We start from the raw sequence: 24,194 nt of genomic DNA on the forward strand, positions 1-24,194 counted from the left end.
CATATCTCAAGCATGGGTTGATGGTTCTGCACTGCGTACTTATCGTCATGCGCCAAACACTGGGTCTCGTAAATCTTGGGCTGCGGGCGATGCAACTGCCAGAGCAGTTTATTTAGCTGATATGGCAATGCGCGGTGAAATGGGTATACCCAGTGCATTAACAGCTGCGCAATGGGGGTTTTATGATGTCTCTTTCTCCAAAACGAATAAAGACCAAGCACTAAAGCCTGAAGCGGAGCGCACGTTTTCGTTCTCCCAAGGTTACGGTTCATATGTAATGGAAAACATTTTGTTTAAAATTTCTTTTCCAGCAGAGTTTCATGCGCAAACAGCAGCAGAAGCCTCCGTTATTTTGCACCCTCAAGTAAAGTCGCGTTTAGACGATATTGAGAAAATAGTGATCCGCACCCACGAGTCAGCCATACGCATTATTTCTAAAACAGGACCGCTTGCCAACGCAGCTGACCGCGACCATTGCTTACAATATATGATTGCTGTTCCCTTGGCATTTGGGAACTTAACTAGCGATAATTATGAGGACGACTTCCACAACACGCACCCTATCATCGATAAACTACGCGACAAAATGGAGGTGTTAGAAGATAAACGCTTTACAGCTGAATACTTAGAGGCGGACAAACGCTCTATTGCCAATGCAATTCAAGTTTTCTTTAATGATGGTAGTAAAACAGAAGAAGTGGTTGTGCAGTACCCTTTGGGTCACCGCCGTCGTCGTGAGGAAGGCATTCCATTATTAGAGCTTAAATTCAAATCTAATTTAGCAACACGCCTTGCAACCCAACAATGCCAAACCATATTTACCCTTTGTAAAGATCAAGCCAAGCTTGAAAATACGCCAGTAAACAGCTTTATGGACTTATTTGTTATTCAATAAGTTAAATTGCAGTATGTACGGTGATACTGTAATACCAATTCGCTTAATTAAGTGATCTATTTCTAGGTAATAAAATAGCTCATTAACAAAGCGAGCTTATAATATACAATTGTTTTATATAAATATTTTTTTAAAACGAAGCTTTAACAAAACACAGCAAACGGGACTTATTATGACTAATGAAATTAAACACTCAATCGCAAACTTTGCAGCCTTAGAAACTTCAATAGCAAATGGGGAAGAACAATCGGTAAAAGAATTATTAGCAGATCAGTCAATGCAAGAGCTAGAAAAAAGCTACCTGTTAGACTTAGCTAAACTCGGTAATAACAGCGCTATCATAAAGCTATTAAATGATATTCCCGTAAAAAAATAGACGCTCGTGGCTATGTTATTACTCCATAGCTAGCGAGTTAATCCATGTTGTAAGGTAATAATTGATTGTTCTCGTTTTACTTATGATGACTTGTTTTATTTAGGCTATTAATATAATCAATAAGATTATTTAAAGGTATTGGTTTGGAATAATAATAGCCTTGAACCCTTATACTGCTGAATCGAGATAAATAGGCGATCAGCTCAGCATTTTCAACACCTTCAATGACCACTATTTTTTTAAGCTCTGTACAAATCTTGATGATACCTTCTAATAAAGCGCGTTCTTGGCCCTCATGCTCAGCACCAATCGTGAACTCCCGATCTATTTTTATAATATTAGCAGGCTGCCTCGACAAATAAGAAAGGCTAGAATATCCAGCGCCAAAGTCATCAATCGCAACATTAAAACCCTTAGCCATCAGCTTTCTAAGAACGCCTTCGATAACCCCTTTTTCTGACATGACTGTTTCAGTCACTTCAACGGTGAGCCGATGTGGCTCTATACATTTATCAGAGACTAATTGGCAAATATTTGCAACAAACCCTTGCAGCTGTAATTGCTGAGGTGAAAAATTAACAGCCACAGTAATATTTTTTAACTGCGCAGTATTACTCATATCTTTAAGTACCTGTGCTAGTACTTGTTTGCCAACTTCTAATATTTGCCCCGTTTGCTCTGCTATAGGTATAAAAATAGCTGGGGAAATATACGCACCATTACTTTTCCATCGCACCAAACTCTCAACACTAATCACTTTGTTATCAGATAAACTATGGATTGGTTGGTAATACACTTCTAAGTCACCATCTTTAAGCGCTTTTTGAAGCTCTCCTCTAATGTGGACTATTTCTTTATGCTTATCATCCATTAGCTTATGATAAAAACAAAGCTGATTCCCTCCAAGGGTTTTCGCACTGTCCATAGCAATATCTGCATGCTGTAATAGTACTTTTGAATTTCCTACTCTTTCTTTAGACATCGATATACCAGCGCTGGCTGTAAGATAAATATCAACGTCCTCTAAATAATAAACGTTTGCTAAAGAGCTTATTAATACTGATATTTCTTCTCTTAGTTTATCTTTACTTATATTACTGTAATAAAGAATAAACTCATCATTACCAAAGCGTGCTATTGAGTCGGCTGTTAGCGCGTTATTTTTAAGCCTTCTTGCAACTAACTTGAGAACTTTATCGCCTATGGCATGCCCTAAACTATTATTTATAGAACTAAAGCCATCTAGGTTTATAAAAACCATTGCACACGGTGAGTTTAACGCTTTAGCCTGCTTAGACTGTTTAGCGTTTATTTCATCATCTAGCGCATCTCGGCGAATTAGCCCTGTTAACTCATCATATTTAGCCATTTTAAACAGCTTTTTTGATTGTTGTTTTAGTAGGTATGAAGAGTCTGAAGCGAGTATAAAAATATAGATAAAGATGAAAGTAAGCCAAATTATAATTTGTTCGACTTTTGCCCTTTCTTTTAATGCAGAGTAGTTATTAATAAAACTATATATATTGTGCTTTAAAATGCCCATTACATCGACTTTTTCTACAATATAGTCACTGTATAAACTCAATAGTATATTTAAATCGTATACGTTTTGCTTTTGAGCATTAACAGAAAAGTAAACTTGAGGCGTCAATTCAATAAATACATCAAACGTATTTAGATAATCTATATATCTGTTCTCAATTAATAAATTCATGTCTAGTAAAGCTAAAACTTGATACTTACCGCCAGTAACTGAATTTATAGGTATCGAAAACATAATAGTCGGCGTACTCGTTTTCAACGTTAATGAATTAGCTGCAAATCTAACTTCATCCGTAGTTGTATTTAACCAGTTCACTACAGAATCACTTGATAGAAATCCACTGGAAATAAATTGCTTAGAAAATATGTCACCTTCAACTAACGTAAGATTCTCATCAAAAATAAGCATCCCTTTGATGATTTTATAATCTCTCGCATAATTTTTCATATCAACAGCGGCAAGCTTTAAAAAATTATCATGACTCACTTTTTCTAATCTCGACTTAATCCGAGATAATGACTTTTTATGCTCATCAAGATTTTTATTAAGCATTGTCCCCACTAAGCTTATTTTTTCTCGTGCTTTTTCTTCTTCACTACTCACTGTTTTTACTGCACTAGCGTACCATAACGACACACCCGTAAAGATAACTAAAAACATGACTGCTTTGGTAAACTTAGCCCCTTTAGTTATCGTTGCAGAACATAAAATTTTAATAATGAGCGCTGAGAAAAAAGAAAAAACCATAACGGCATTCAAAGCAGTAATAAATGGATTATCACTAATTAAAAAAAACTTTTCGTCAACGACTCCCCATAAGCTAAATTGAAAATTTAAGAAAAAAGCACACCCTAAAATGCCAAATACAGGAGTCACATATTTAATTTTTTTTGAAAATTTAAAATTAAATAATAAAGTTAAGATTGAGCCTAAAACTAGCGATATTAAAGCGGTACTAATAGAAATTATAGGCATCAGAGGTGCTTCAAGTAAAAGACTCTCCAACCCACCCAAAATTACTACAACAACAAAAAACTGAATAAAGCCTAAATATAAAATACTTGCTGCTGATTGAGTTAGAGATAACCGCATGAGTCTGTTGTAACCTTCTAATTTGAGTCGCCAAGATCTTAAACTGTAAAGCAACTGCCGTATTAGTACAGTCAAATTTAATTGTTTTGTATTATATTAAATAAAAAGACACAGCCTTTATAGCTAGATATTAAATTGAGGGAATAATCTAATGAAAAGTAAGTAGATTCATAGTCATGCCATATCATCTGCTTCTCATTTTAATACCAACCTGCATAAATATTTGAACAATTAAAACAAATTAAATCACTCTATAACGTTGCTAAATAGACCCCGTATATAAGCAAATTGGTATAAGTGAATAAACTAGGATTGACTGTCCGGATATATTGAGCACACCAAACCATTTTACTTAACTCGATTAAAAGAAAAGATCCTGGATATAAATTGATATCACATACATTTGATTGAACTGACACCTTAGTAATACACTAATATTGCCAGTTCAATCAGTCTATTACATATCTGAAAACCGGTTAGCCGATTGCACAATTCTTTTTATCTCATTTTCTTCAATATCTTTTATTGTATCAAGCAACGTTTTTGCGCTTTCAATATCTACACGAGAATATATATGAATGTATAACTCAATAACTTGTTCATGATGGTTTACTATTTTCTCCATAATGTCTGAGATATCTAGCTCTTCAAAGAGTGAGTTGCAATCAACGCGCTCAATAATTGAGTGCTTTTCGATGTAATCAAAACACCAGGTGTTTAGCGCTTTTTCGTCTGCCGTATTTTCAAATCCTTGTACAATATTCTCTAAACTCTCCTCATGCTCAGATAGGTAGCGAAGCATCATTCGTGCTCCCTCATCCTTATTTTGTTCAGAGCTCTGGTTTAGGCTATCTTTTAAGTTTTTGTGAAATAAAACGGTCCAATTGAGTACATCTCTAATTGTTTCAATTTGCATTTATTGCTCCTAAGTTTGATGATATCTATACAATATTTAAATATGAAGCATGCTAATTTTTAGGATTAGGCTCACTCGCCTGAGTGTGTTGTAAATACTGAAATAGCTCACTGTCGGTCGATAAAACCAATGTTGTGTTTTGGCTAAGGGCGAGTTCAAGCGCCTGCAACGAACGGGTGAATGCATAAAATGCGACTGCTTGATCATTTTTGTTATAGGCTGAGGCGTAAATTGCGGCTGCTTTAGCATCAGCTTTACCTCTAATTTCTGTTACTGCTCGGTAGGCTTCAGATTGAATTTTATCTAAGTCTCGCTCTCTGTTACCTTGTATACGGGCAGCTTCGCCTTTTCCTTCTGACAAAAAGCGTTCTGCTATTTGACGACGTTCGCTGATCATACGTTCATAGATTTTAGGGCGTACACTTTCATTATAATTAATACGTTTAAAGCGAATATCCATAAGCTCAATACCAAATACTTTTACTTTTTTGGCTGCGGCATTAAATATATCTTGCTCGACAACTAAGCGTCCCATGCTTATAGGCACTAAACTACCAATATTTTGCTCTTTTTCAGCCTCGGTGAGTGACGAGTCACGCAAAGGTTGGCGATCTTTCGTTGTACGAATAATTTCGATTAATTCGTGTGTGGCTACTGCATTACGCGTTTCACTGCCAAAAATATCATCAAGTCTAGACTGTGCGCTTCGCTCATCACCTAAGCGTAAAAAATACTGCAACGGATCGGTAACCTGCCACCGCGCATAAAGACTTACAGAAATATAAAGCTTATCTTTGGTCGGCATATCAGAAGGTGTTCCTTCCCATTCCAGCACGCGCTTATCAATAAAATTAACTTGCTGAACAAAAGGCATTTTGAGTTGAATACCCGCCTCTCTAATTGGCTCTCCCACCGGTTTACCAAACTGAGTAATAACAACCTGCTCTACTTCGTTAACCGTATATAAAGCGCTATACAAAGTAACCCCTACAAGTGCAGCTAAAATACTGCCGCCAACGATTAAATAAGATTTCATGGCTGNCTGCTGTCCTTTTAGTGACGTTAAATTGAGTAAAGGTAATACACCGCGTGCTTCGCTATCGATAATAATTTTATTTTTTATCGTTGGCATAACATCTGTCATTGTTTCTATATATATTCGTCTGCGTGTTACCTCAGGTGCCAGTTGGTACTGTGCAAACAGCGCATTAAAACGCAGAGCGTCGCCTTCAGCTTCATTAACTCGCTTAAGGCGATAACCGTCGGCTTCTCTTATTCGTTGGTCGCGCTCCCCCTCAGCAAGCGGAATAACGCGGTTATATTCGCGACGCGCTTCGTTAATCAACTTTTCTTTTTCTTGTTGAGCCTGATTAACTTCATTGAACGACCCTTGTACTGGTACGGGTGGGTTAATATTTTTTAGCTGAACCTGATCAATACTAATCCCCATTACATATTTGGTTGCCAATGCCTGCATTTTTTGTAATGCCTCAATTTCAATCCCTTGCCTGCCAATGGTAATTACTTCATCTACAGTTCTATCGCCTACAACTTCACGCATAACTGATTCAGACACGTATCGTAAAGTGCCTGCCGGGTCGCGCACCTCAAATAAGTACTTTTGGGGATCGGCTATCCGATATTGAATTACCCATTCAATCAGCGCAGTGTTTAAATCGCCAGTTACCATTTGGGTTTCTTCGCGTTGATTTGTTGCAGGTGAAATTTTTGGCGCAAATGAGCGAATATTATTTTCAGGATTAATATTTTGATCTGGGTCGGAGGCTCCAGGAGTAGAAAAACCAAACTCCTGCTTTAGTTGCCGCTTAGTAGGCACTATTGTGACGTGATCAACACCTAATGGGATTTTTACATGTAAGCCCGCAGGCAGAATTTCTTGAAACTTACCAAACCTTAATACCAAAGCAACTGAATCGCTGGGAACGGTATAGACTGCGCTATAGCCTGTAGCAATCAATCCCAAAAACAATACTATGGTTAAACTTGTGCTAAATTTTCCACTCAGCAACTTCTTATACTTTTTAAACGCACCGCTCATCACTTTATCGATATCTGGCGGACCGCTTTTACTTTTAGAATTTGGACTATTTTCGTTTTGTGTAGAAATAATATTCTCCTTTTTAAGAAACCAAAAATATGGAGCCTTATTACTACTTTAGATTGTCATAAGCGCTAGCGTGCTTCGCAATCTAGGTGATAACTTCCTCTGTATAATTTAAGGGTAATAATTTAGGGGTAATGATTTAAGGAATAGTTTTAAGATTTAAATTCATGCACTTATAGATTAATTTAAAGCCAAAAAACCTTAGTAAGACATTAGCGTATTTATTTTAATTGGTCTGTTCGCTACAACACATAGCGTGTTTTAAACAATATGTTTAATTGATAAATAAAGGGTTAAGTACAACTAATGAGTACACATTATTGAATACCCATTAGCCCCTTCACGCCCTATTATTGCGTTGAATTAATTGATTTATTGCTCTTTTTTGAGGCAACCACTCGAATATATAAAACCCCAAGTATTGCAGAAAGAACCGAAGCNAAGCCACTAAAACCGATGTTTTTGCGTTATGAAGATGCTCGGCTTGCCCATCAAACCCCAACGTAGCAATAAAGGTAGACATGGTGAATCCAATCCCAGCGATAAGTGAAGCACCAATAACATGCTGAAGATTGATACCCTCAGGCAAGCAACCTATTTTGTAGCGTAAAGCAAGCCAACACGCACCCGAAATACCAATAAACTTACCAACAACAAGACCACTAATAATACCTAAGCCAACGGGATCACTGAGGCTTTCAACAAATGAACTAAAGTTAAAAACCACACCCGCATTAACTAAAGCAAACAGCGGTAAAATAAACAGTGCGACAGGCAGGTGCAGCACATCTTCCCACCGACGCAAAGGTGTACCTGCATTTTCGGCTAAATCACGAATTTCGAGTACCTGTTTATGATCCTGTCTGCTAGCCAGAACATCTACTTTCTCTATTTCTTTTTGCATTGAGGTAATGGTTGTTTTTGCCTTTTCAAGCGACCTTCCTGAGCCCAACATTGAGCGTGCAGGAGCCGTTAAAGCAATAGCAACACCTGCTACAGTAGGATGCACACCTGACTGTAGCATCATCCACCAGGTGGCAAGACCAATGATAATGTAAAAAAGCGGTTGCCTTATTCCGGCATAATTGGCGGCTACTAAAAAAGCAAATAGAACAACGGCGCATGACAAATACATCACCGATATTTCTTGGGTATAAAACACGGCAATAACGAGTATTGCCCCCACATCGTCAACAATCGCAAGACCTACAATAAAAGCCAACAAGCTTGTTGGTATATGTTTTCTTACAATTGTAAGCACACCTAATGCAAACGCAGTGTCGGTTGCCATGGGTATACCCCAACCAATCAGTGAATCTTGTCCCCAGTTAAACAGCGAATAAATACCAGCCGGCACGACCATTCCGCCTATGGCGCAAAAAATGAGCATGTGTCTATTTTTGGGCTCAGCTAAATCTCCAGCAAGTACCTCTCGTTTTATTTCAAGCCCAAGCAATAAGAAAAATATCACCATCAAACCATCATTAATAATGTGTTTAAGCGAGGTTTGTAGCTCAAAGTTTCCTAATGAGATCCCAATAGGCGTGTGCACTAAGTTCAGATAGGTAGCTGAATAAGCTGAATTTGCCCACCATAGTGCAATGATTGTAGATACCAGAAGAAACAAACTAGAGGTGGTTTGAGCACGCATAAAATTAGAAAATGGGTCGTGCATATAGTCTAAGCCACGATTTAGTATATTTTTAGAATCGTTAGGCATATCAGGTAGCCTTATAAATTGTGGGTGTTCGTTTTATCAAAACTTTTAAGATTTAAGTTCTCCAGTTTTACTATCAGTCAACAAACACTTCGCCTTAAAATTACTAGCATTAAGACGAAGTGCACACCCCTAATTAATCTAATGTAAAATTAGATTAGAGATAAATATAATCATTGTGTTATTACGTTATAAGGGTAAATATTTTCGCGGTTTTGGAATGCCAAAATAGCCGTATTTTTAATTATCCCTCGCTCAATGTTTATTGCACGGCGAATGGTTTCATCTTTTTGCCACTGCAAAGCACCTTTAAGTATCGTTTGTAAATAAACTATGAGCGCCGCAGAAATTGAACGCGTCGCGCTTTCCCATAAATAACTCGGTGTATGATCAACGCCATAATAATCCGTGTTGTTATATCGAAATAAAGGATTTTTAAACGTTGTCGGCTTTGCAAAAAAGAATCCCATCCCCTCATCACAGCTAACATCAATAATTAAGCTGTTTGGTTTTAAGCAGTCGGCTTCTGATTCAATTACAAAGTTAACCGGATGAGCTGTTTCTTGATAAGTCCCGTTAACGATAATATCGGCTTCGCTAATAAGATCGCCAAGAGGTCGATTAGTCCCATCATGCTCAACAACCATCATGCGAGCCTCCCCTTCAAGACCTTCTCGTACCTTAACATAGTGACAATCTAATATTTCTTCACGCACTTCGTGATCAGGGCGCTGAATACAAATTGTAATATCCCTAAAGCCATGCGCTTTAAGGGCGTAAATAGCGCCTCTACTCACTGCACCAAAACTAAATATAATCGTTTTACGTTGATCGCCATAATGACCATCAATACCCTTAAGTTGCAAAGCATGTATTACAGCGCAATACCCTGCCATTTCATTGTTTTTATAAAAAGTATGGCGCCCTACATTTCCTTGTGGTGACCACACATACATATCTTCAAAAGCAATTAAGGTAAGTTTACGTTCTATCGCCGCTTGTGTTATTTCATGCTGTTGAACGCAGTGGGCATAGCCCCAAATAGTGCCTCCTTCGCGCATTTCTTCTAAGTCAGCAAGTACAGGCTTTGCGATAATGGCAGTGCCAATATGAGTAAGTATTTCGCTGCGCGATGCAATGCCACCCGTTAACGTTGCAATATATTCATCGCTAACATTAAAAGCGGTGCCATAGCCTTGTTCAAACACCATTTGTTTTCTAAGACTTTCGGGAATTCGTAATAAGTGCTCTGGGTGAATAGGATACCGTCTTTCATCTGTCTTGCGGGATGTTCCGATAACGCCGATAGTTAATTCACTCATGCTAAGTCCTGTTTATAAAGTAAGTACGCTTGAGTTCATCAACGAATCATCATACTTCGCCAATAAACTTAGGCGGTGTTTTTTCTGTACGTTTTTGGCTCGGATGAACCAACTCTATTTTACAAAGGTGTAATTTTGACAATAAATAATGAAGAGCAGTGAGTTAACTTGCATTGAGTTGCAAGCTGAAGACTATTACCTTTTGAGTAAAAGTGCTGACTGAGTATATCAGAAATAAGTATTACTAACTTGGGTATCTCAAACTGAAATAAAGGGAGTACTCGATAATTACTGAAGTTTTACCTTAGTGATTTACTCTGTAGAGCAGGTTTTATGAGCTTTGTATTGGGTTAGCTGAACGTTTGGCTTTAACATCAACTCCGGCTATGTGCTGTGAGCAGACGGTCGTAACCTTAGACTCTTATTAGCCAGCTACAACTGAAAAAACACCTTTAAAACATGTTGTTATCTTTAACATATCTAAAATAAACAATATTTCAAAAAGTATCATTGATGTTGGGATTACATAAGAAATTAAATACATGGAATATGACTTAATATGCATGAATAACCTTTTCCCACCTGTAATATCGAAATCATCAGGAGTATCCAAAACAGCAAAAAGATGATCAACCCTAGTATGATTTTCTGGTTCTGTTGAGATCACATGATATCTATCATGGTATGTTTCTAAATTAATACTCTTTCCGCTTGTCTTGGATTCCGCCATTTCATTTCTAAGCGTACGGATTAACTCCTTGATACTGACACCGCAATCATCTAAGGACTGTGCTCGTAAGTCATACTTAGCTATTGCGTTAACAACTGAGTATACGAGAACCGCAACAGCTAAAAATATCTGCAACATGCTTAACACTTCAGAGCTATATGGAATGGGGAGCCCTGAATTTTGAAATAAAGGGATAAATATTAAACCTAGCGATAATATCGTAGTAGTTAAGAATGAATATGTACTAGCTCTCTTTAATCTAAGTGAAGCATTAAATCTACATTTAGCAGTAATCCTCATACCGTTTAATAACTTTTTGGCAGGATCTGTTTCATTTTTTTCTTCTGCTTGAGTAGAAAAAAACCACCTAAAAGGTATTTTAATAAATTCAATCATCTTGTTTGAAATCCAATTTTTAGTTTTAACATATCTACGTAATGTTCCAAATTTAATCATATTTGACCATGTAAATGAATTGCTGGCTAATGCTTATGTAAGCGTTAGGCATTTACCACCTAGGCATACGCAATGGTCTTCTGACTGGAAATTCATAATATGAAAACTTTTCCTGATACCAAATTATCATTTCCCTACAGAAACTTTTAAATTTCTCATCGGACCAAATCTTTCTCATCTGTTTTTTCGATAATAATTGCTTCTTATCTTCTTGATGTTTTGCAGAGAATATGCGACCTGTATATGGATTTAACTTTGGCCATTTATTGTTTTGGTTTTTAAAATGCCCATGCGGTACAGACGGATATGAATCAGGATCTGCCTTTGTAAATACCCATATCCCAAGACATAAAAACTCAAGCCAGTTTTCATTGTCATTACTTCCATCAACTTTAGCTTTCACAAATTCTTCTGGATTATTACTATCTGACTCTTCAAACTCATTAAAGGACGGTTCTTCACCAAGCTCGGATCTAGATTAGGATCATCCAACTCCTCAGCTAACCATAAAGCAACACCAATACGTTCGTTGAGTTCGTCGTAATCAATTAAACCAATGTCATAATGTATTTTAGCAAGTCTGATTAAAGTATTTCGCATAATACCCCTTGATACCTAACGAGACTGTAGAATAACTCTAACAGTCAAATTTAATTAAAAATCGAGCTCCTGCAATTAACTCTAATCGTTTTTAAAGCATTAGGTAATACATTTGGAACCCATAAAACAAGCTGTTTTTCTTAAAAAAGAGTAATTCTACAGCCTCAACGCCGTGCCCTGCGGAGATTTGCTGGTCACAGCGAGTAAATTTTCCGTAGCAGCGCTTTGTTAGTTGCCGATTTCGCGCTCTGCCTGCTCAAATGTGCTATATAATTTATCAACTCGTTCAACTAGCTTCATCCCACCTTTAGTTGCTCTATCTGTCCAGTAATGACCTTCAAGCTCTTCGACAGGAGAACCGTGTATTTCTAGGGCAAATGAACCATGATGAATTTCACTTCTAACACCTTGCAACTCAATTTTAGGCTCGTTTCTATAAACACCGACAAGCTTGAATAGGTCGTCGTCTTCCTGCTGTTCGATGCTGTGCGCCACCAAAACTGATCTAGATTCCTTCGTCATTAATCTTAGACTTAGAAAGTTCAAAGATTGCCTAATAACTGCATAACAATAAATTGGCGGGGCTTCTTCGCCTGTTTCTGGGTTTACCCAACTGCTTTTCAGCTCTACTTTCCAAGTCCCTCTCAAATCTGGTCTCTTTACATACCACCCTTTAAAAATACGCCAAGACCACATGTATTTATTAAAAAAGGTAACGAACAATGTAATGACACCAACGACAGTACCAAATGGCTTTACAAAATCAGCACTTAATACAGGCATACCTTGAGCCCAAAGGGCAAGTAGCCAAACTGCAATCGTAAGGCCAATAAAGGATGAGATATGAAGTCTAGTCAGCATTATTCGTATCCTATGTAATTCCAAGCATCATTCAAGAACTGATGTGCACTTGCCCTTGACCAAGGCTGAGACGCTCTGAAAAGGTACTTTAATTCACTTACTTCTCCCCATTCTGAACATTTGTCATCAGACAAGGTGTTATTGAATAGCTCTGCAAGTACAGCTCTCACCATTTGTATAAATGTTTGATATTCAAAACAAGATGTTGAAGCATTAAATACTAAGCATTCAATAAGAAAGCTCGGGGCGTCTTTCGCAGATTTAATTTCTTTCGACGCCATTTCGTTCGATAGCTTCTTTAATATTCTAACGACTCTTTTATATCTTCTTGTGGTCGCGTCATTTTTGGCAACACCATTTTGGTAATGTTGATCCGGCCAATTCTTAACACTGGGAGGTTTATAATCATCAGGTATCATTTCAACACCTGCATAATGGTAAGTTGAAGTTACATACCTCCTGTGCTCGAAAAATGCTGCAACATCTGATTCAACACGATATGTGTTAGCCTTGATATCGAATGCTTTGCTACCACGTGTAACAGCCACGCGTCCAAATCTAGCCACAAGCGCTTCTTCCAACTCATTTTTAAAACTTTCGTATTCATAAGTTGCGGGGGTAAAACTTTTGGCAAGTTCCATTCTGACATTATCATCAGGGTACTCAGGAAAATAAGTATCAGTACAGAGAACACCTACATCTACATCGCTATCTTGCCTAACGTTAACCCTATTCCTGTAAGAACCTTGTGTGAATACTTTGATATTTCTATTTTTTAACTTTTCACTTGCCTGAATAGCCTGCCTAATTTGCCTTTCTGCATTTTCAGCGCGTTCATGCTCTGTTTTGCTTGGTCCTTGTGACCACGTTGTAAAAACTGATTCCCAATCCCTGCTCATTATTTACTCCATACATTGAAAGGCAACTAACGTCTTATTGAATACCATTATGGTGGTTTATAACACACTAAAAAGGCGTATATTACATACTCTGATAATTTCACCAATAATTACCTTTGTAAACAGATAATTAAAAAAGCAGGGAATTACGCTCGTTATTTTGCACCAAAACGGCGTTTAATAATGTTATCGGACAAAATTAGACTCCTACTCAAAGAAGTAGGAATAAATTTAATTTTTTCAGTGTCCGGTTTTCGCTCACTGCAGACTATTAGCTTTATGTGCTTTTTAGTTGTCTATTACGCCAATCGCTCTACTACGTCTTTTTACAAAAACTACGTCACGTCTAATGTTATTCATTTTCACAACATACTCGAAAGTTGATAATCCAGTTAACAACTAAGGGAAAACCGCAATCGAGGCAGCTTAAATCAAAATAATAAAAGTTTAAAAATGGTGTTAAACGCTATTGCAAATCGTGATATTGAACAAGCGACTCACACTTTACTTAAGAGCATTAGTAATTTAACTATTGAGAAATGAGGTAATTACTACGAGTTTATAAAATGTTTGGGTTTGGTAAAAAAAGCTTAACGAGTGAAGCAGTCTAACAACGCCAAAACTATTGCTTTAGTTTTGGCGCTTAATAAGGGGTAATATTTACCCTTTCATTTGTTCAAGCTCTTTGCCTTTGGTTTCGTGTAAAAACTTAAATACAAATATGACTGAAACAAACGCGCAAAATGCGTAAAAACCATACGCACCTGCTAAACCTATACCGGTGAGCATAACAGGGAACGACCAGGTAATTAAAAAGTTAGCTATCCACTGGGCAAAGCCGGTAACTGCAAGGCCAGAGCCGCGAATTTGGTTAGGGAACATTTCTCCTAACATAACCCACATTACAGGGCCCCACGATAAGTTAAAAAAGAATACATACGCATTAGCGGCTATTAAAGCAACTATGCCCTGCTCTCCTAATTCTAAGTTACCTGTTGAGCCAATATCTGCGTTTAAAAAGGCATAAACAATAACCGAAAGCGTCACTGTCATGCCAATTGAGCCGGTTAACAAAAAAGGTTTTCTGCCAATTTTGTCTATAAAATACATGGTAATAAACACCGCTAAAATACTTACAAAGCCGCTTATTATATTAATAAGTAACGCGTCAGATTCAGTAAAACCGGCTGCTTGCCAAAGTACCGCGCCGTAGTAAAAAACAACGTTAATGCCGACTAATTGCTGAAATGTAGCTAAGCCAATTCCTATCCAAACGATGGGGCGTAAACGTTTTTTAGGTTTATCAATAAGATCAGATAATTTAGGTTGGTGTTTATCGCCAGCAAGAGACTCTGCTATTTCATTTAATTTATGAGCGGCAGTTTTATCACCATATAATGACGATAACACCCGTGCAGCAGCGTCTTTTTTACCAGCCATAATTAAGTATCGAGGGCTTTCGGGGATAAAGAATAAAGCGATTAAAAATAAGCATGCAGGTAATAACTCAACCCAAAACATCCAACGCCATGTTTCAAAGTCGAGCCAAAATATAGCCGTAGAACCGCCAGCAGTATTGGCTAAAAAGTAGTTACTCACAAATGCGCTAAACAAACCAAAAATAATAGCCACTTGTTGAAGTGTAGAGAGCGTGCCTCTGTATCGTGCGGGGGCAATCTCGCTAATATAAGCTGGGGTCATAACCGACGCAGCCCCTACAGCTAAGCCGCCTAAAATGCGATAAATCACAAATTCAAACGATGTGACTGACACACCCGAGCCCCAAGCACTTATAATAAATAAAGCAGCGGCAAAAAGTAAAATTAGACGCCGACCAAATTTATCAGCCAATCGACCTGCGCAAAACGCACCAATAGCACAACCAATTAGCATGCTCGATACGTTAAATCCCGTACCCGCACTACTGGAGCCAAACGCCGTTTGTAATCCATCAACAGTGCCGTTAATTACGCCGCTGTCAAAACCAAATAAAAACCCGCCAATGGTCGCAACAAAGCAAACCAGTACTATTAAAAGTACATTTTCTTTCTCGTTCATAAGTATCCATATTGTGTGTTGTTGTTATTTTATATAGATTTTGAAGCTCAAAAGGGTATGCGTATTCGCTTATTTAGTTGTTTTTATTGGTTGAGCTTGATTCTCTTTCTATTAATTCAAAATCTAAAATATGTCTTAAGTCTAAGCTTTTTACATTGCTTAAATCGTTATACTGACCCGATGCAAGTAAAGTAATCGCAAGTTCAGCCATTTCATTAATGGGCTGTTTTACCGTAGAAATATTTGGCCAAACTATGGTTGCAAGTTGCGTGTCATCAAAGCCAACAACCGACAGTTCGCTTGGAATATTAATACCTTGTTTTTGAGCTATTGAGATTACAGCGGCTGNCTGCCATGTCATCGTTAGCTGCAAAAATAGCTGTAGGCTTATCATCAAGTGAAAGTAATTTTATTGCCGCTTCCATGCCCGATTGATAAGTAAAACTGCCCTGCTCTATATACTCAGGTGGCGTTATTATTTTATTAGAGCGCAGCGCATCTAAATAACCTTGGTAACGCAAACGGCTAACACCTTGTTTAGTGTCGCCAATAATATGTGCAATTTTGCTATGCCCTTGATTTATTAAATGCTCTGTAACATCAAACGCCGCTTGGTAATCGTCCATGCAAATATAAGGGGAGCGATTTAATTTTGTATCTGGCGTTATTCTTACAAACGGAATATTTGCTTTAGTAAGAACATCTAAAACCTGTTCGTTGTCGCACATAGGTGGCAGTAAAATCATGCCATCAACCTGTGTAACATCAATAAGTTGCTTTACCGATTCAATTGTTTTGTCAATATCGCTATGCGCTTCGTCAACAACAAGGTGGTAGCCCAGTGCGCGGCATTTTTTAAGCGCTGCCAATAAAAATTGGCTTATGTAAGAGTCACTTGGGTTATCGTATAAAAGCCCTAAAAAAAATGACTTAGTACTAGCAAGGCGCCTAGCAGACACATTTGGCCTGTAATTTAATTGCTCAACAACAGCCATTACTTTTTCGCGGGTTTTGTCGCTTACTTTTTTGTCTTGGTTGAGCACGCGCGAAACTGTCATCATTGATACACCAGCCTGCTCGGCTACATCTTGTATTCTTGCTCTTTTAGGATCGGCCATTACTGTTATTACCTACTCACAATCAGTGGATTGTTATAATTAACTTTCTTAATTTTCATTATACATAATTGTAAAGCTTGATATTGTTTACAGCGCGTTTTAAATGATTACTTATTGACAAAGTCTTATACTACACTGAAAATGTTAGCGCTAACAACAAATTTATAATATTCACACCCAATAATATAAAAAACTTAAAAAGGCCTATATTATGAGCATGCTGCAAAACCCAATTCTAAGAGGCTTTAACCCAGACCCAAACATTGTCAGAGTTAATAACGACTACTACATAGCCACTTCAACATTTGAATGGTTTGGCGGTGTGCAAATTCACCACTCTACCGATTTAGTAAATTGGCGAGTTATAGGCCAAGCACTTAACACCGTAGAGCAACTCGATATGCGAGGAGTGCCCGACTCTTGCGGCGTATGGGCACCGCAACTTAGTTACAATGATGGCCGTTTTTATTTGGTATATACCAATGTAAAAAGCTTTGATGGCCCTTGGAAAGACACACCAAACTATTTTGTATCAACCACTGATATTACCGGTAACTGGTCACAAGCGACTTACTTAAACTCTAGCGGTTTTGATCCGTCTATTTTTCACGATGATGACGGTAAAAGCTATTTGCTAAACATGCTGGTTGATCACCGCAACAACACACTATTTGGTGGCATAGTAATGCAAGAGCTTTGCCTAAAAACCAATAAGTTAATAGGCGATGTTAAACCTATATTTTCAGGCACAAAACTTGGTTGCACTGAAGGCCCACATATTTTAAAACGCGGCGATTACTACTATTTAATTACCGCTGAAGGTGGCACTGGGTATGAACACTGCATTAGTATAGCGCGTGCTAAAAACGTATTTGGCCCTTACCAAGTACACCCACACAACCCTATAATAACAGCAGTACATGAGCCGAGTAATGCGCTGCAAAAATGTGGCCATGGAGATTTTTTTCAAACGCAAAACAGTGATTGGTACACGGTATTTTTAACATCAAGACCACTGTCTGAGCGTGGCCGCTGCATTACAGGGCGTGAAACAGGGATTGAGCAAATAATCTGGAAAGACGATGACTGGCCTTATGCAAAGCACACAAATAAAGCCCCCAGAATACACGTACCCGTTGAAGGTTTAACGCTAAACCCACAGCCGCAACCCTCAACAAAGATTGATTTTAGTAAAGATGATCTGACTGTTGATTTTCAGTCATTGCGCATACCTATGTGCAAAAATTGGGTCTATAAAAACACTCAAAAATCATCGCTCACCCTAGTGGGAAAAGAGTCTTTAAGCTCATTGTATCAGCAAAGCTTTATTGCCAGGCGTGTACAGGCTCATCATACTGTTAGCAGCACATGCGTTGATTTTGCGCCGAGCAGTTTTCAGCAAATGGCGGGGCTAGTATGTTATTACAACACCGCTCATTACTACTATTTGCATATAAGCGGCGGCGATGTAGGCGATGAAACCACACCACGTTATTTAAATATAATAAGCTGCGATAAATACCAAACAAGCACGCCTGTTGCACCGCTTTTGCTTAAAACAAACAAACCTGTTTACTTAAAAGCTGATTTTAATGGCGCTCAGCTGCAGTTTTACTACGCCACCGAAAAAAGCTACTGGATAAAGTTTGGTCCAGTGCTCGATGGCAGTATTTTATCTGATGATTACGTGCAGCAATCACCACAAGGGTATCGCCCGTGTTTTACCGGTGCTTTTGTTGGTATGGCGTGCCAAGACTTATCGGGGCAAAATAAAGAAGCTCACTTTTTATTTTTTAATTATGACGAACCTAGCGGCGAATAAATCGCCGCCAGTTAAGTTTATTAGTTGATTTAGAGCTGATATAAAACCATTTAAAAGCTCTATTAAAACAGGGCTTTAATACGCTCCATTTGCGATTGTAAAAGTAAACTTTGAGAGTGGCTCATAATGTCACTCTCTCGTTTATTTTCGCTCAGTAAGCGCCCTACTTCTTGGGCTTCAAAGCTGTAACCTTGTGACTGCCTCCCATCTTCAAAATGCTCAATTAAGTCATCAAGCTCATACAAAGAGCACTCATAAGCCCTAAATGCATCAGGTATTTTTATATAGCCTTTGTCGCCAATAATATACGCGCCATTCCCTAACCGGCATTGAAATGACGTTGCTAAGCTCACCATTACATCGCCACAATTAGCAGTAATAAGTACATCGTCTTCCACGCCTTTGTAGCGAATATTTGCTCTTACGTGTAAGTTTTCAAGGTCGTTATTTAAAAAGTAATTGGCAATCGCAAGCGGATAAATTCCCATATCGAGTAAACAACCGCCCGCTAAATCTGGGTTGTATTCACGCCCATCGGGATTAAAAGGCACAGGATAGCCAAAGTCAGCTTTAACATGTTTAATAGTGCCAATTCGCCCTTGCTCTACCCATTGTTTTGCTTTTTGTATTGCAGGTAAAAAGTACGTCCACATGGCTTCCATTAAAAATACGTCGTGCTTTTTAGCCAGTAAAGACAACTGCTTGCACTCTTCAGCCGAAACCGTAATGGGCTTTTCGCACAATACATGCTTACCTGCTTTAATAGCATCGCTGGCATTTTTAAAGTGAAAGTTATGCGGGGTCGCAATGTAAACTACATCAACGTTTTTATCGTCAAATAATGCCTGATACCCTTCGTAGGCATTGGCCGCACCATACTTGCTCGCAAAAGCGGTTGCATCATCTCCATTTCTTGCTGCAACTGCGTACGCAACACTATTATTTGTATGTGCTAAGTCTTCACAAAATTGTGCAGCAATTCGGCCACAACCAACAATACCCCAGTTTATTTTTTTCATAGTGTTTCCTTATGATCTTAAAAAGAAATTTAAGTGAACTCCAACAACCAAGCAATAAACTTGCAAATTAATTGTTAAACATAGTTTAAAACTAGCTTGACTTAACAATATCAAATCATTAATGTTAGCGCTAACACTAAAACAACATTAAGTATCACATTTATGTTCCTTGGTATCGATTTAGGCACTTCAGGTGTAAAAGTAATTATTTTAGACGAGCAAGACCAATTGCTTGCTCAAGCAAGTGGATCTTTAAGCGTTTCACGCCCGGCACCACTTTTTTCTGAGCAAAACCCTACAGATTGGTGGCTTGCTACCTGTAGTGCAATCGAGGAGCTTAAAAATACTCACCCTGCATTACTAAAATCGGTAAAGGCTGTGGGCCTTTCTGGGCAAATGCATGGCGCTACGCTGCTTAATAAAAACAATAACATTATTCGCCCAGCCATTTTATGGAACGACGGGCGCAGTGCAGCACAATGTGTAGAGCTTGAAAAACGCGAACCAAATTCTCGTAATATTACCGGCAACATAGCAATGCCTGGTTTTACTGCACCTAAATTGGTGTGGTTAAAAGAGTTTGAACCAGAAAACTTTGCAAAAGTAGCCAAAGTATTATTACCAAAAGACTACCTACGCTTTTTAATGACCGGTGATTTTGCATCAGACATGTCTGACTCAGCAGGCACACTGTGGCTTGACGTAGAAAAAAGAGCATGGTCGCAAAAAATGCTTAGCGCCTGCGACTTAACAGAGCAACACATGCCTACTCTTTTTGAGGGCACACAAATTACTGGAAAATTAACAGCCCAAGTTGCTGCTAAATGGGGTATGGAGCAAGTGCCTGTTGTTGCAGGTGGTGGCGATAATGCCGCAGGCGCTGCCGGTGTTGGCGTAGTAAGGCCTAAACAAGCGTTTTTATCATTAGGTACTTCGGGCGTTTACTTTGTTGCTAACGATAAATACCTGACTAACCCAGAAGGTGCTGTACATACTTTTTGTCATTGCATTGAAAACACCTGGCACCAAATGTCAGTGGTGTTAAGCGCAGCAAGCTGTTTAACCTGGGTCACTAAATTAACCGGTTTTAAAAACGAAAGCGCATTGCTTGAACAAGTAAGTAAATGCGATTTTAGCAAACCAAGCTCAGTGATATTTTTACCTTATTTAACTGGCGAGCGTACGCCGCATAATAACCCCGATGCCAAAGGCGTATTTTTTGGTTTAGATAGCGATACCGATGCAGCAGCCCTTGGCCGCGCAGTACTAGAGGGCGTTGCTTTTGCTTTTGCCGATGGCCAACAAGTACTGCTTGATGCTGGCGCACAAATTGACGATGTAACCGTTATTGGTGGTGGCGCTAAAAGCCCACTGTGGGGAAAAATCATCGCAAGTGTACTCAACCGCCCCCTAATTTACCGAGAAGGCTCAGAAGTTGGCCCCGCATTTGGCGCTGCAAGACTTGCCCGAATAGCAGTAACACAACTCCCTGCACAACAAGTGTGTGTTAACGGCAAAGTAACGCAAACAATTGAGCCAGACCCAGTCATGCAAGACTTTTACGCACAGCAATACACAACATACAAAGCACTTTACCAAAGTGTAAAAACATACTTTTAATACACTATTATAAAATTAATGGAGCACATTATGAGCGAACAATTTTTTACAAACGTTGAAAAAATCAAATTTGAGGGTGAAAACTCTAAAAACCCATTTGCATTTCGTTATTACGACGAAAACCAAGTAGTGCTTGGCAAAACAATGAAAGAACATTTACGTTTTGCAGCCTGTTACTGGCATAACTTTTGTTCTACAGGGTTTGATATTTTTGGTGAAGGTACGTTTGACCGTCCTTGGATCCAACCTGTAGGCAATCAATTAGAACTTGCTGAACAAAAAGTAAAAGTAGCCTTTGAATTTTATGAAAAATTAGGCGTTCCTTACTTTTGTTTTCATGATGTTGATATTGCCCCTGAAGGCAAAACACTACAAGAAAGCCACGATAACGTAACGCACATAGCTAACATTATCGAAAAAGAAATGCAGCGTACAGGTGTAAAACTACTGTGGGGTACTGCTAACTTATTCTCAAATCAGCGTTTTTGTGCCGGTGGTGCAACAAACCCTAATCCTAATACGTATGCATATGCAGCAGCACAAGTTAAACATGCAATGGAAATTACGCATCGTTTAGGCGGCGAAAACTACGTACTTTGGGGTGGTCGTGAAGGCTACGACACACTACTAAATACAGACCTTGCACAAGAAAGCGAACAGTACGCACGCTTTTTGAAAATGGTTGTAGAGCACAAGAAAAAAATTGGTTTTAAAGGCACATTATTAATTGAGCCAAAACCACAAGAGCCAACTAAGCACCAGTACGATTACGATACAGCAACGGTTGCAGGCTTTTTATACAAGCACGGCTTACAAGACGAAATTAAAGTAAACATTGAAGCAAACCACGCAACACTTGCGGGTCATAGTTTCCACCACGAAATTGCAGTTGCTTGCGCAGAAGGCATCATGGGTAGTATTGATGCTAACCGTGGCGACATGCAAAACGGTTGGGATACTGACCAATTTCCTAACGACGTAGCTGAGTGCACACTTGTTGTTTACGAAATTTTAAAAATGGGTGGTTTTACAACCGGTGGCTTTAACTTTGACACTAAACTTCGTCGTCAATCGTGTGAGCGTGATGACTTATTCATTGGTCACATTGGCGGTATGGATACGATGGCTAAAGCATTACTCAATGCAGCAGCAATGATTGAAGGTGGCGAGCTGACTGATTTTGTTGAAAAACGTTACGCTGGTTGGAAAGAAGACCTAGGCCAAAGCATTTTAAATGGTGAGCAATCACTTGAGAGCCTTTCAGCCTTAGTACACGAGAACAACATCGATCCTAAGCAAGTTTCTGGTCGCCAAGAACTGCTTGAGAATATTGTTAACCGCTACGTATAAGGACATCGCCTCGGTTATAAAGCCGAGGCGTACATCATTATGAACTTGTTAGAACAACTCAAAAAAGTAACCTCGGTCGTTGCCGACAGTGGCGATGTAGAGTCAATCAAAGCCCTACAACCGGTTGATGCAACAACCAATCCTTCGTTAATTTTACAAGCTGCAAAATTACCTCAATATAAACATTTAATTGAAGACGCTATAAGTAAAGCTGGCAAAGACGTTGACGCTATTTGCGACCAACTTATTGTTAACTTTGGCTGTGAAATACTAAAAGTAATACCTGGGCGTATATCGAGCGAAGTAGATGCGCGTTTGTCGTTTGATACCCCAGCAAGTATTGCCAAAGGGCGTAAGCTTATTTCACTTTACGAGCAAGCGGGTATTTCAAAAGACCGCGTACTTATTAAACTTGCTTCAACGTGGGAAGGCATTAAAGCCGCCGAGCAGTTAGAAAAAGAAGGCATTAAGTGTAACTTAACGCTGCTTTTTTCGATGGCTCAAGCCATTGCCTGCGCACAAGCTAACGTAACGCTTATATCTCCGTTTGTTGGGCGTATTCTTGATTGGTACAAAGCCCGCGATAATAAAGAATACACCCCAAGCGAAGATCCTGGTGTGCAGTCGGTTACAGGTATTTATCAGTACTATAAAAAGTACGATTATAAAACCGTGGTAATGGGCGCAAGCTTTAGAAACACCCAGGAAATAATCGAACTTGCTGGCTGCGATTTACTGACTATCTCGCCATCATTACTCAATGATTTACAAAGCCAAGAAGGTGAACTGGTTACAAAGCTTGACGCTGCAAACATTGCCAAAGCACCGCAAAGTGACTTAACCGCACTCACCCATGAGCAATTTTTATGGCAGCACAACGAAGATCCAATGGCCAGCGAAAAGCTCGGTGAAGGTATTCGTAACTTTGCCAAAGATCAGCGTGTTTTGGCTAAATTGGTTAAAGACTTACTAAACTAATTTCCCTCAAGCCTGCCACATTACGTGCGGGCTTTTTTAATTTTATTTGAGGTAATACATGACTCAGCTTTCTTCTCGTGCGCCTTTTGCTAATGCCATTCGCGCACTCAGTATGGATGCGGTACAGCAAGCAAATTCAGGGCATCCGGGCGCACCTATGGGTATGGCCGATATAGCCGAAGTACTGTGGAACGATTTTTTAAACCACAATCCAACCGATCCAAATTGGCCAAACCGAGACCGCTTTGTACTCAGTAACGGTCACGGATCTATGCTTATTTATTCTTTATTGCATTTAAGCGGGTACGAACTACCACTTAGCGAGCTTAAACAATTTAGACAAATGCATTCAAAAACCCCAGGTCACCCTGAATACGGTTATACCCCAGGTGTTGAAACAACCACAGGTCCGCTTGGCGCAGGTTTATCAAATGCCGTAGGTATGGCTATTGCCGAAAAAGCCCTAGCAGCACAATTTAACAAAGAGAGTTTTGATATTGTTGATCATTACACTTACTGTTTTATGGGTGATGGCTGTTTAATGGAAGGCATATCGCACGAAGCATGTTCGCTTGCAGGCACATTAGGCCTGGGTAAACTTATTGCTTTTTGGGATGATAACGGTATATCTATCGACGGACACGTTGAGGGCTGGTTTACCGACGACACCGCTAAACGCTTTGACGCTTACGGCTGG

General features: G+C 39.0%; 20 protein-coding genes and 2 pseudogenes (1 of these 22 running past the window's edge). 7 read left to right on the forward strand and 15 right to left on the reverse strand.

Translation table 11 applies throughout. The annotated features are described in order from the left end of the window. Together L647_RS01000000123705 and L647_RS0105765 are read left to right on the forward strand one after the other, a co-directional pair. A pseudogene (locus tag L647_RS01000000123705) lies at positions 1-895 on the forward strand (bifunctional 2-methylcitrate dehydratase/aconitate hydratase); it begins 558 nt to the left of the window's first position. 172 nt (positions 896-1,067) lie between these two features. Then, positions 1,068-1,271, forward strand: coding sequence for a hypothetical protein (locus tag L647_RS0105765; RefSeq protein WP_024590352.1), 204 nt, complete (start codon positions 1,068-1,070; stop codon positions 1,269-1,271). 76 nt (positions 1,272-1,347) lie between these two features. Here the strand turns inward: L647_RS0105765 and L647_RS0105770 are convergent, their stop codons facing one another. From L647_RS0105770 to L647_RS01000000123725, 14 genes and pseudogenes are all read right to left on the reverse strand, one after another. After that, positions 1,348-3,981 carry a bifunctional diguanylate cyclase/phosphodiesterase gene (locus L647_RS0105770; protein WP_253948835.1) on the reverse strand — a complete coding sequence of 878 codons (2,634 nt, stop codon included), beginning with the start codon at positions 3,979-3,981 and terminating at the stop codon, positions 1,348-1,350. Positions 3,982-4,363: 382 nt separating this feature from the next. Further along, positions 4,364-4,822 (reverse strand): hypothetical protein, encoded by a 459-nt coding sequence (locus L647_RS0105775; RefSeq protein WP_024610325.1) that lies wholly within the window; start codon positions 4,820-4,822, stop codon positions 4,364-4,366. Between the two features lie 52 nt (positions 4,823-4,874). Continuing rightward, positions 4,875-5,858, reverse strand: a complete 984-nt coding sequence (gene hflC / locus L647_RS1000000126100; RefSeq protein ID WP_024610336.1) for a protease modulator HflC — start codon at positions 5,856-5,858, stop codon at positions 4,875-4,877. A 6-nt stretch (positions 5,859-5,864) separates the two neighbouring features. Then, a pseudogene (hflK, locus tag L647_RS1000000126105) lies at positions 5,865-6,800 on the reverse strand (FtsH protease activity modulator HflK); the annotation flags it as partial. A 487-nt stretch (positions 6,801-7,287) separates the two neighbouring features. Then, complete coding sequence (gene nhaA / locus L647_RS01000000123710) at positions 7,288-8,667, reverse strand: Na+/H+ antiporter NhaA (RefSeq protein WP_253948836.1); 1,380 nt, start codon at positions 8,665-8,667, stop codon at positions 7,288-7,290. Between the two features lie 170 nt (positions 8,668-8,837). Further along, entirely contained in the window at positions 8,838-9,986 is a 1,149-nt protein-coding gene (locus L647_RS0105795) for a N(5)-(carboxyethyl)ornithine synthase (protein WP_024610326.1), read from the reverse strand. A 424-nt stretch (positions 9,987-10,410) separates the two neighbouring features. Next, on the reverse strand, positions 10,411-11,172 hold the full coding sequence (locus L647_RS0105800) for an SLATT domain-containing protein (RefSeq protein WP_024610327.1): 762 nt from the start codon (positions 11,170-11,172) through the stop codon (positions 10,411-10,413). 52 nt (positions 11,173-11,224) lie between these two features. After that, on the reverse strand, positions 11,225-11,575 hold the full coding sequence (locus L647_RS1000000126205; RefSeq protein WP_216712728.1) for a hypothetical protein: 351 nt from the start codon (positions 11,573-11,575) through the stop codon (positions 11,225-11,227). Continuing rightward, positions 11,572-11,772 (reverse strand): hypothetical protein, encoded by a 201-nt coding sequence (locus L647_RS1000000126210; protein WP_033024276.1) that lies wholly within the window; start codon positions 11,770-11,772, stop codon positions 11,572-11,574. Before L647_RS1000000126210 ends, L647_RS1000000126205 begins: the two co-directional genes overlap by 4 nt. Positions 11,773-12,000: 228 nt before the next feature. Next, positions 12,001-12,633: a hypothetical protein gene (locus L647_RS0105810; protein ID WP_024610328.1), complete on the reverse strand. Its 633-nt coding sequence runs from the start codon at positions 12,631-12,633 to the stop codon at positions 12,001-12,003. Continuing rightward, the gene (locus L647_RS0105815; RefSeq protein ID WP_024610329.1) at positions 12,633-13,532 is read right to left on the reverse strand and encodes a nucleotidyltransferase; all 900 of its coding nucleotides are present in this window, start codon (positions 13,530-13,532) and stop codon (positions 12,633-12,635) included. The genes L647_RS0105810 and L647_RS0105815 overlap by 1 nt, the downstream gene beginning before the upstream one ends. A gap of 660 nt (positions 13,533-14,192) precedes the next feature. Continuing rightward, on the reverse strand, positions 14,193-15,602 hold the full coding sequence (locus L647_RS0105825) for a sugar porter family MFS transporter (RefSeq protein ID WP_275451925.1): 1,410 nt from the start codon (positions 15,600-15,602) through the stop codon (positions 14,193-14,195). A 61-nt stretch (positions 15,603-15,663) separates the two neighbouring features. Next, positions 15,664-15,951 carry a substrate-binding domain-containing protein gene (locus L647_RS1000000126335; protein WP_253948838.1) on the reverse strand — a complete coding sequence of 96 codons (288 nt, stop codon included), beginning with the start codon at positions 15,949-15,951 and terminating at the stop codon, positions 15,664-15,666. Then, positions 15,899-16,708 (reverse strand): LacI family DNA-binding transcriptional regulator, encoded by an 810-nt coding sequence (locus tag L647_RS01000000123725; protein WP_253948839.1) that lies wholly within the window; start codon positions 16,706-16,708, stop codon positions 15,899-15,901. The genes L647_RS1000000126335 and L647_RS01000000123725 overlap by 53 nt, the downstream gene beginning before the upstream one ends. A gap of 211 nt (positions 16,709-16,919) precedes the next feature. On the opposite strand from L647_RS01000000123725, the gene L647_RS0105835 reads away from it, so the two are divergent. Then, positions 16,920-18,530 carry a glycoside hydrolase family 43 protein gene (locus L647_RS0105835; RefSeq protein ID WP_024610331.1) on the forward strand — a complete coding sequence of 537 codons (1,611 nt, stop codon included), beginning with the start codon at positions 16,920-16,922 and terminating at the stop codon, positions 18,528-18,530. Between the two features lie 62 nt (positions 18,531-18,592). On the opposite strand, the gene L647_RS0105840 is transcribed toward L647_RS0105835, so the two are convergent. Beyond that, complete coding sequence (locus L647_RS0105840; RefSeq protein ID WP_024610332.1) at positions 18,593-19,549, reverse strand: Gfo/Idh/MocA family oxidoreductase; 957 nt, start codon at positions 19,547-19,549, stop codon at positions 18,593-18,595. Between the two features lie 162 nt (positions 19,550-19,711). Between L647_RS0105840 and xylB the strand changes: the two genes are divergently transcribed. The 4 genes from xylB to L647_RS0105860 form a co-directional block, all read left to right on the forward strand. Continuing rightward, positions 19,712-21,169, forward strand: coding sequence for a xylulokinase (gene xylB, locus L647_RS0105845; RefSeq protein WP_024610333.1), 1,458 nt, complete (start codon positions 19,712-19,714; stop codon positions 21,167-21,169). Between the two features lie 30 nt (positions 21,170-21,199). Next, positions 21,200-22,519, forward strand: coding sequence for a xylose isomerase (xylA, locus tag L647_RS0105850; protein WP_007375167.1), 1,320 nt, complete (start codon positions 21,200-21,202; stop codon positions 22,517-22,519). Between the two features lie 36 nt (positions 22,520-22,555). Beyond that, positions 22,556-23,497 carry a transaldolase gene (tal, locus tag L647_RS0105855; protein ID WP_024610334.1) on the forward strand — a complete coding sequence of 314 codons (942 nt, stop codon included), beginning with the start codon at positions 22,556-22,558 and terminating at the stop codon, positions 23,495-23,497. A gap of 58 nt (positions 23,498-23,555) precedes the next feature. After that, positions 23,556-24,194, forward strand: a 639-nt coding sequence (locus L647_RS0105860) for a transketolase family protein (RefSeq protein ID WP_024610335.1), incomplete at its 3' end; no start/stop codon positions are given.

It is taken from the genome of Pseudoalteromonas sp. TB64 (assembly GCF_000498095.1).
Taxonomy (GTDB): domain Bacteria; phylum Pseudomonadota; class Gammaproteobacteria; order Enterobacterales; family Alteromonadaceae; genus Pseudoalteromonas.

Excerpts from the sequence above, each read along its gene's own strand:
- L647_RS0105800 (WP_024610327.1), bottom strand. The coding sequence starts at position 11,172 with ATGATTAAATTTGGAACATTACGTAGATATGTTAAAACTAAAAATTGG.
- xylA (WP_007375167.1), top strand. The coding sequence starts at position 21,200 with ATGAGCGAACAATTTTTTACAAACGTTGAAAAAATCAAATTTGAGGGT.
- L647_RS1000000126210 (WP_033024276.1), bottom strand. The coding sequence starts at position 11,772 with ATGCGAAATACTTTAATCAGACTTGCTAAAATACATTATGACATTGGT.
- L647_RS0105815 (WP_024610329.1), bottom strand. The coding sequence starts at position 13,532 with ATGAGCAGGGATTGGGAATCAGTTTTTACAACGTGGTCACAAGGACCA.
- L647_RS0105795 (WP_024610326.1), bottom strand. The coding sequence starts at position 9,986 with ATGAGTGAATTAACTATCGGCGTTATCGGAACATCCCGCAAGACAGAT.
- hflC (WP_024610336.1), bottom strand. The coding sequence starts at position 5,858 with ATGAAATCTTATTTAATCGTTGGCGGCAGTATTTTAGCTGCACTTGTA.
- L647_RS0105765 (WP_024590352.1), top strand. The coding sequence starts at position 1,068 with ATGACTAATGAAATTAAACACTCAATCGCAAACTTTGCAGCCTTAGAA.
- xylB (WP_024610333.1), top strand. The coding sequence starts at position 19,712 with ATGTTCCTTGGTATCGATTTAGGCACTTCAGGTGTAAAAGTAATTATT.
- L647_RS0105810 (WP_024610328.1), bottom strand. The coding sequence starts at position 12,633 with ATGCTGACTAGACTTCATATCTCATCCTTTATTGGCCTTACGATTGCA.
- L647_RS0105835 (WP_024610331.1), top strand. The coding sequence starts at position 16,920 with ATGAGCATGCTGCAAAACCCAATTCTAAGAGGCTTTAACCCAGACCCA.
- L647_RS0105840 (WP_024610332.1), bottom strand. The coding sequence starts at position 19,549 with ATGAAAAAAATAAACTGGGGTATTGTTGGTTGTGGCCGAATTGCTGCA.
- L647_RS0105775 (WP_024610325.1), bottom strand. The coding sequence starts at position 4,822 with ATGCAAATTGAAACAATTAGAGATGTACTCAATTGGACCGTTTTATTT.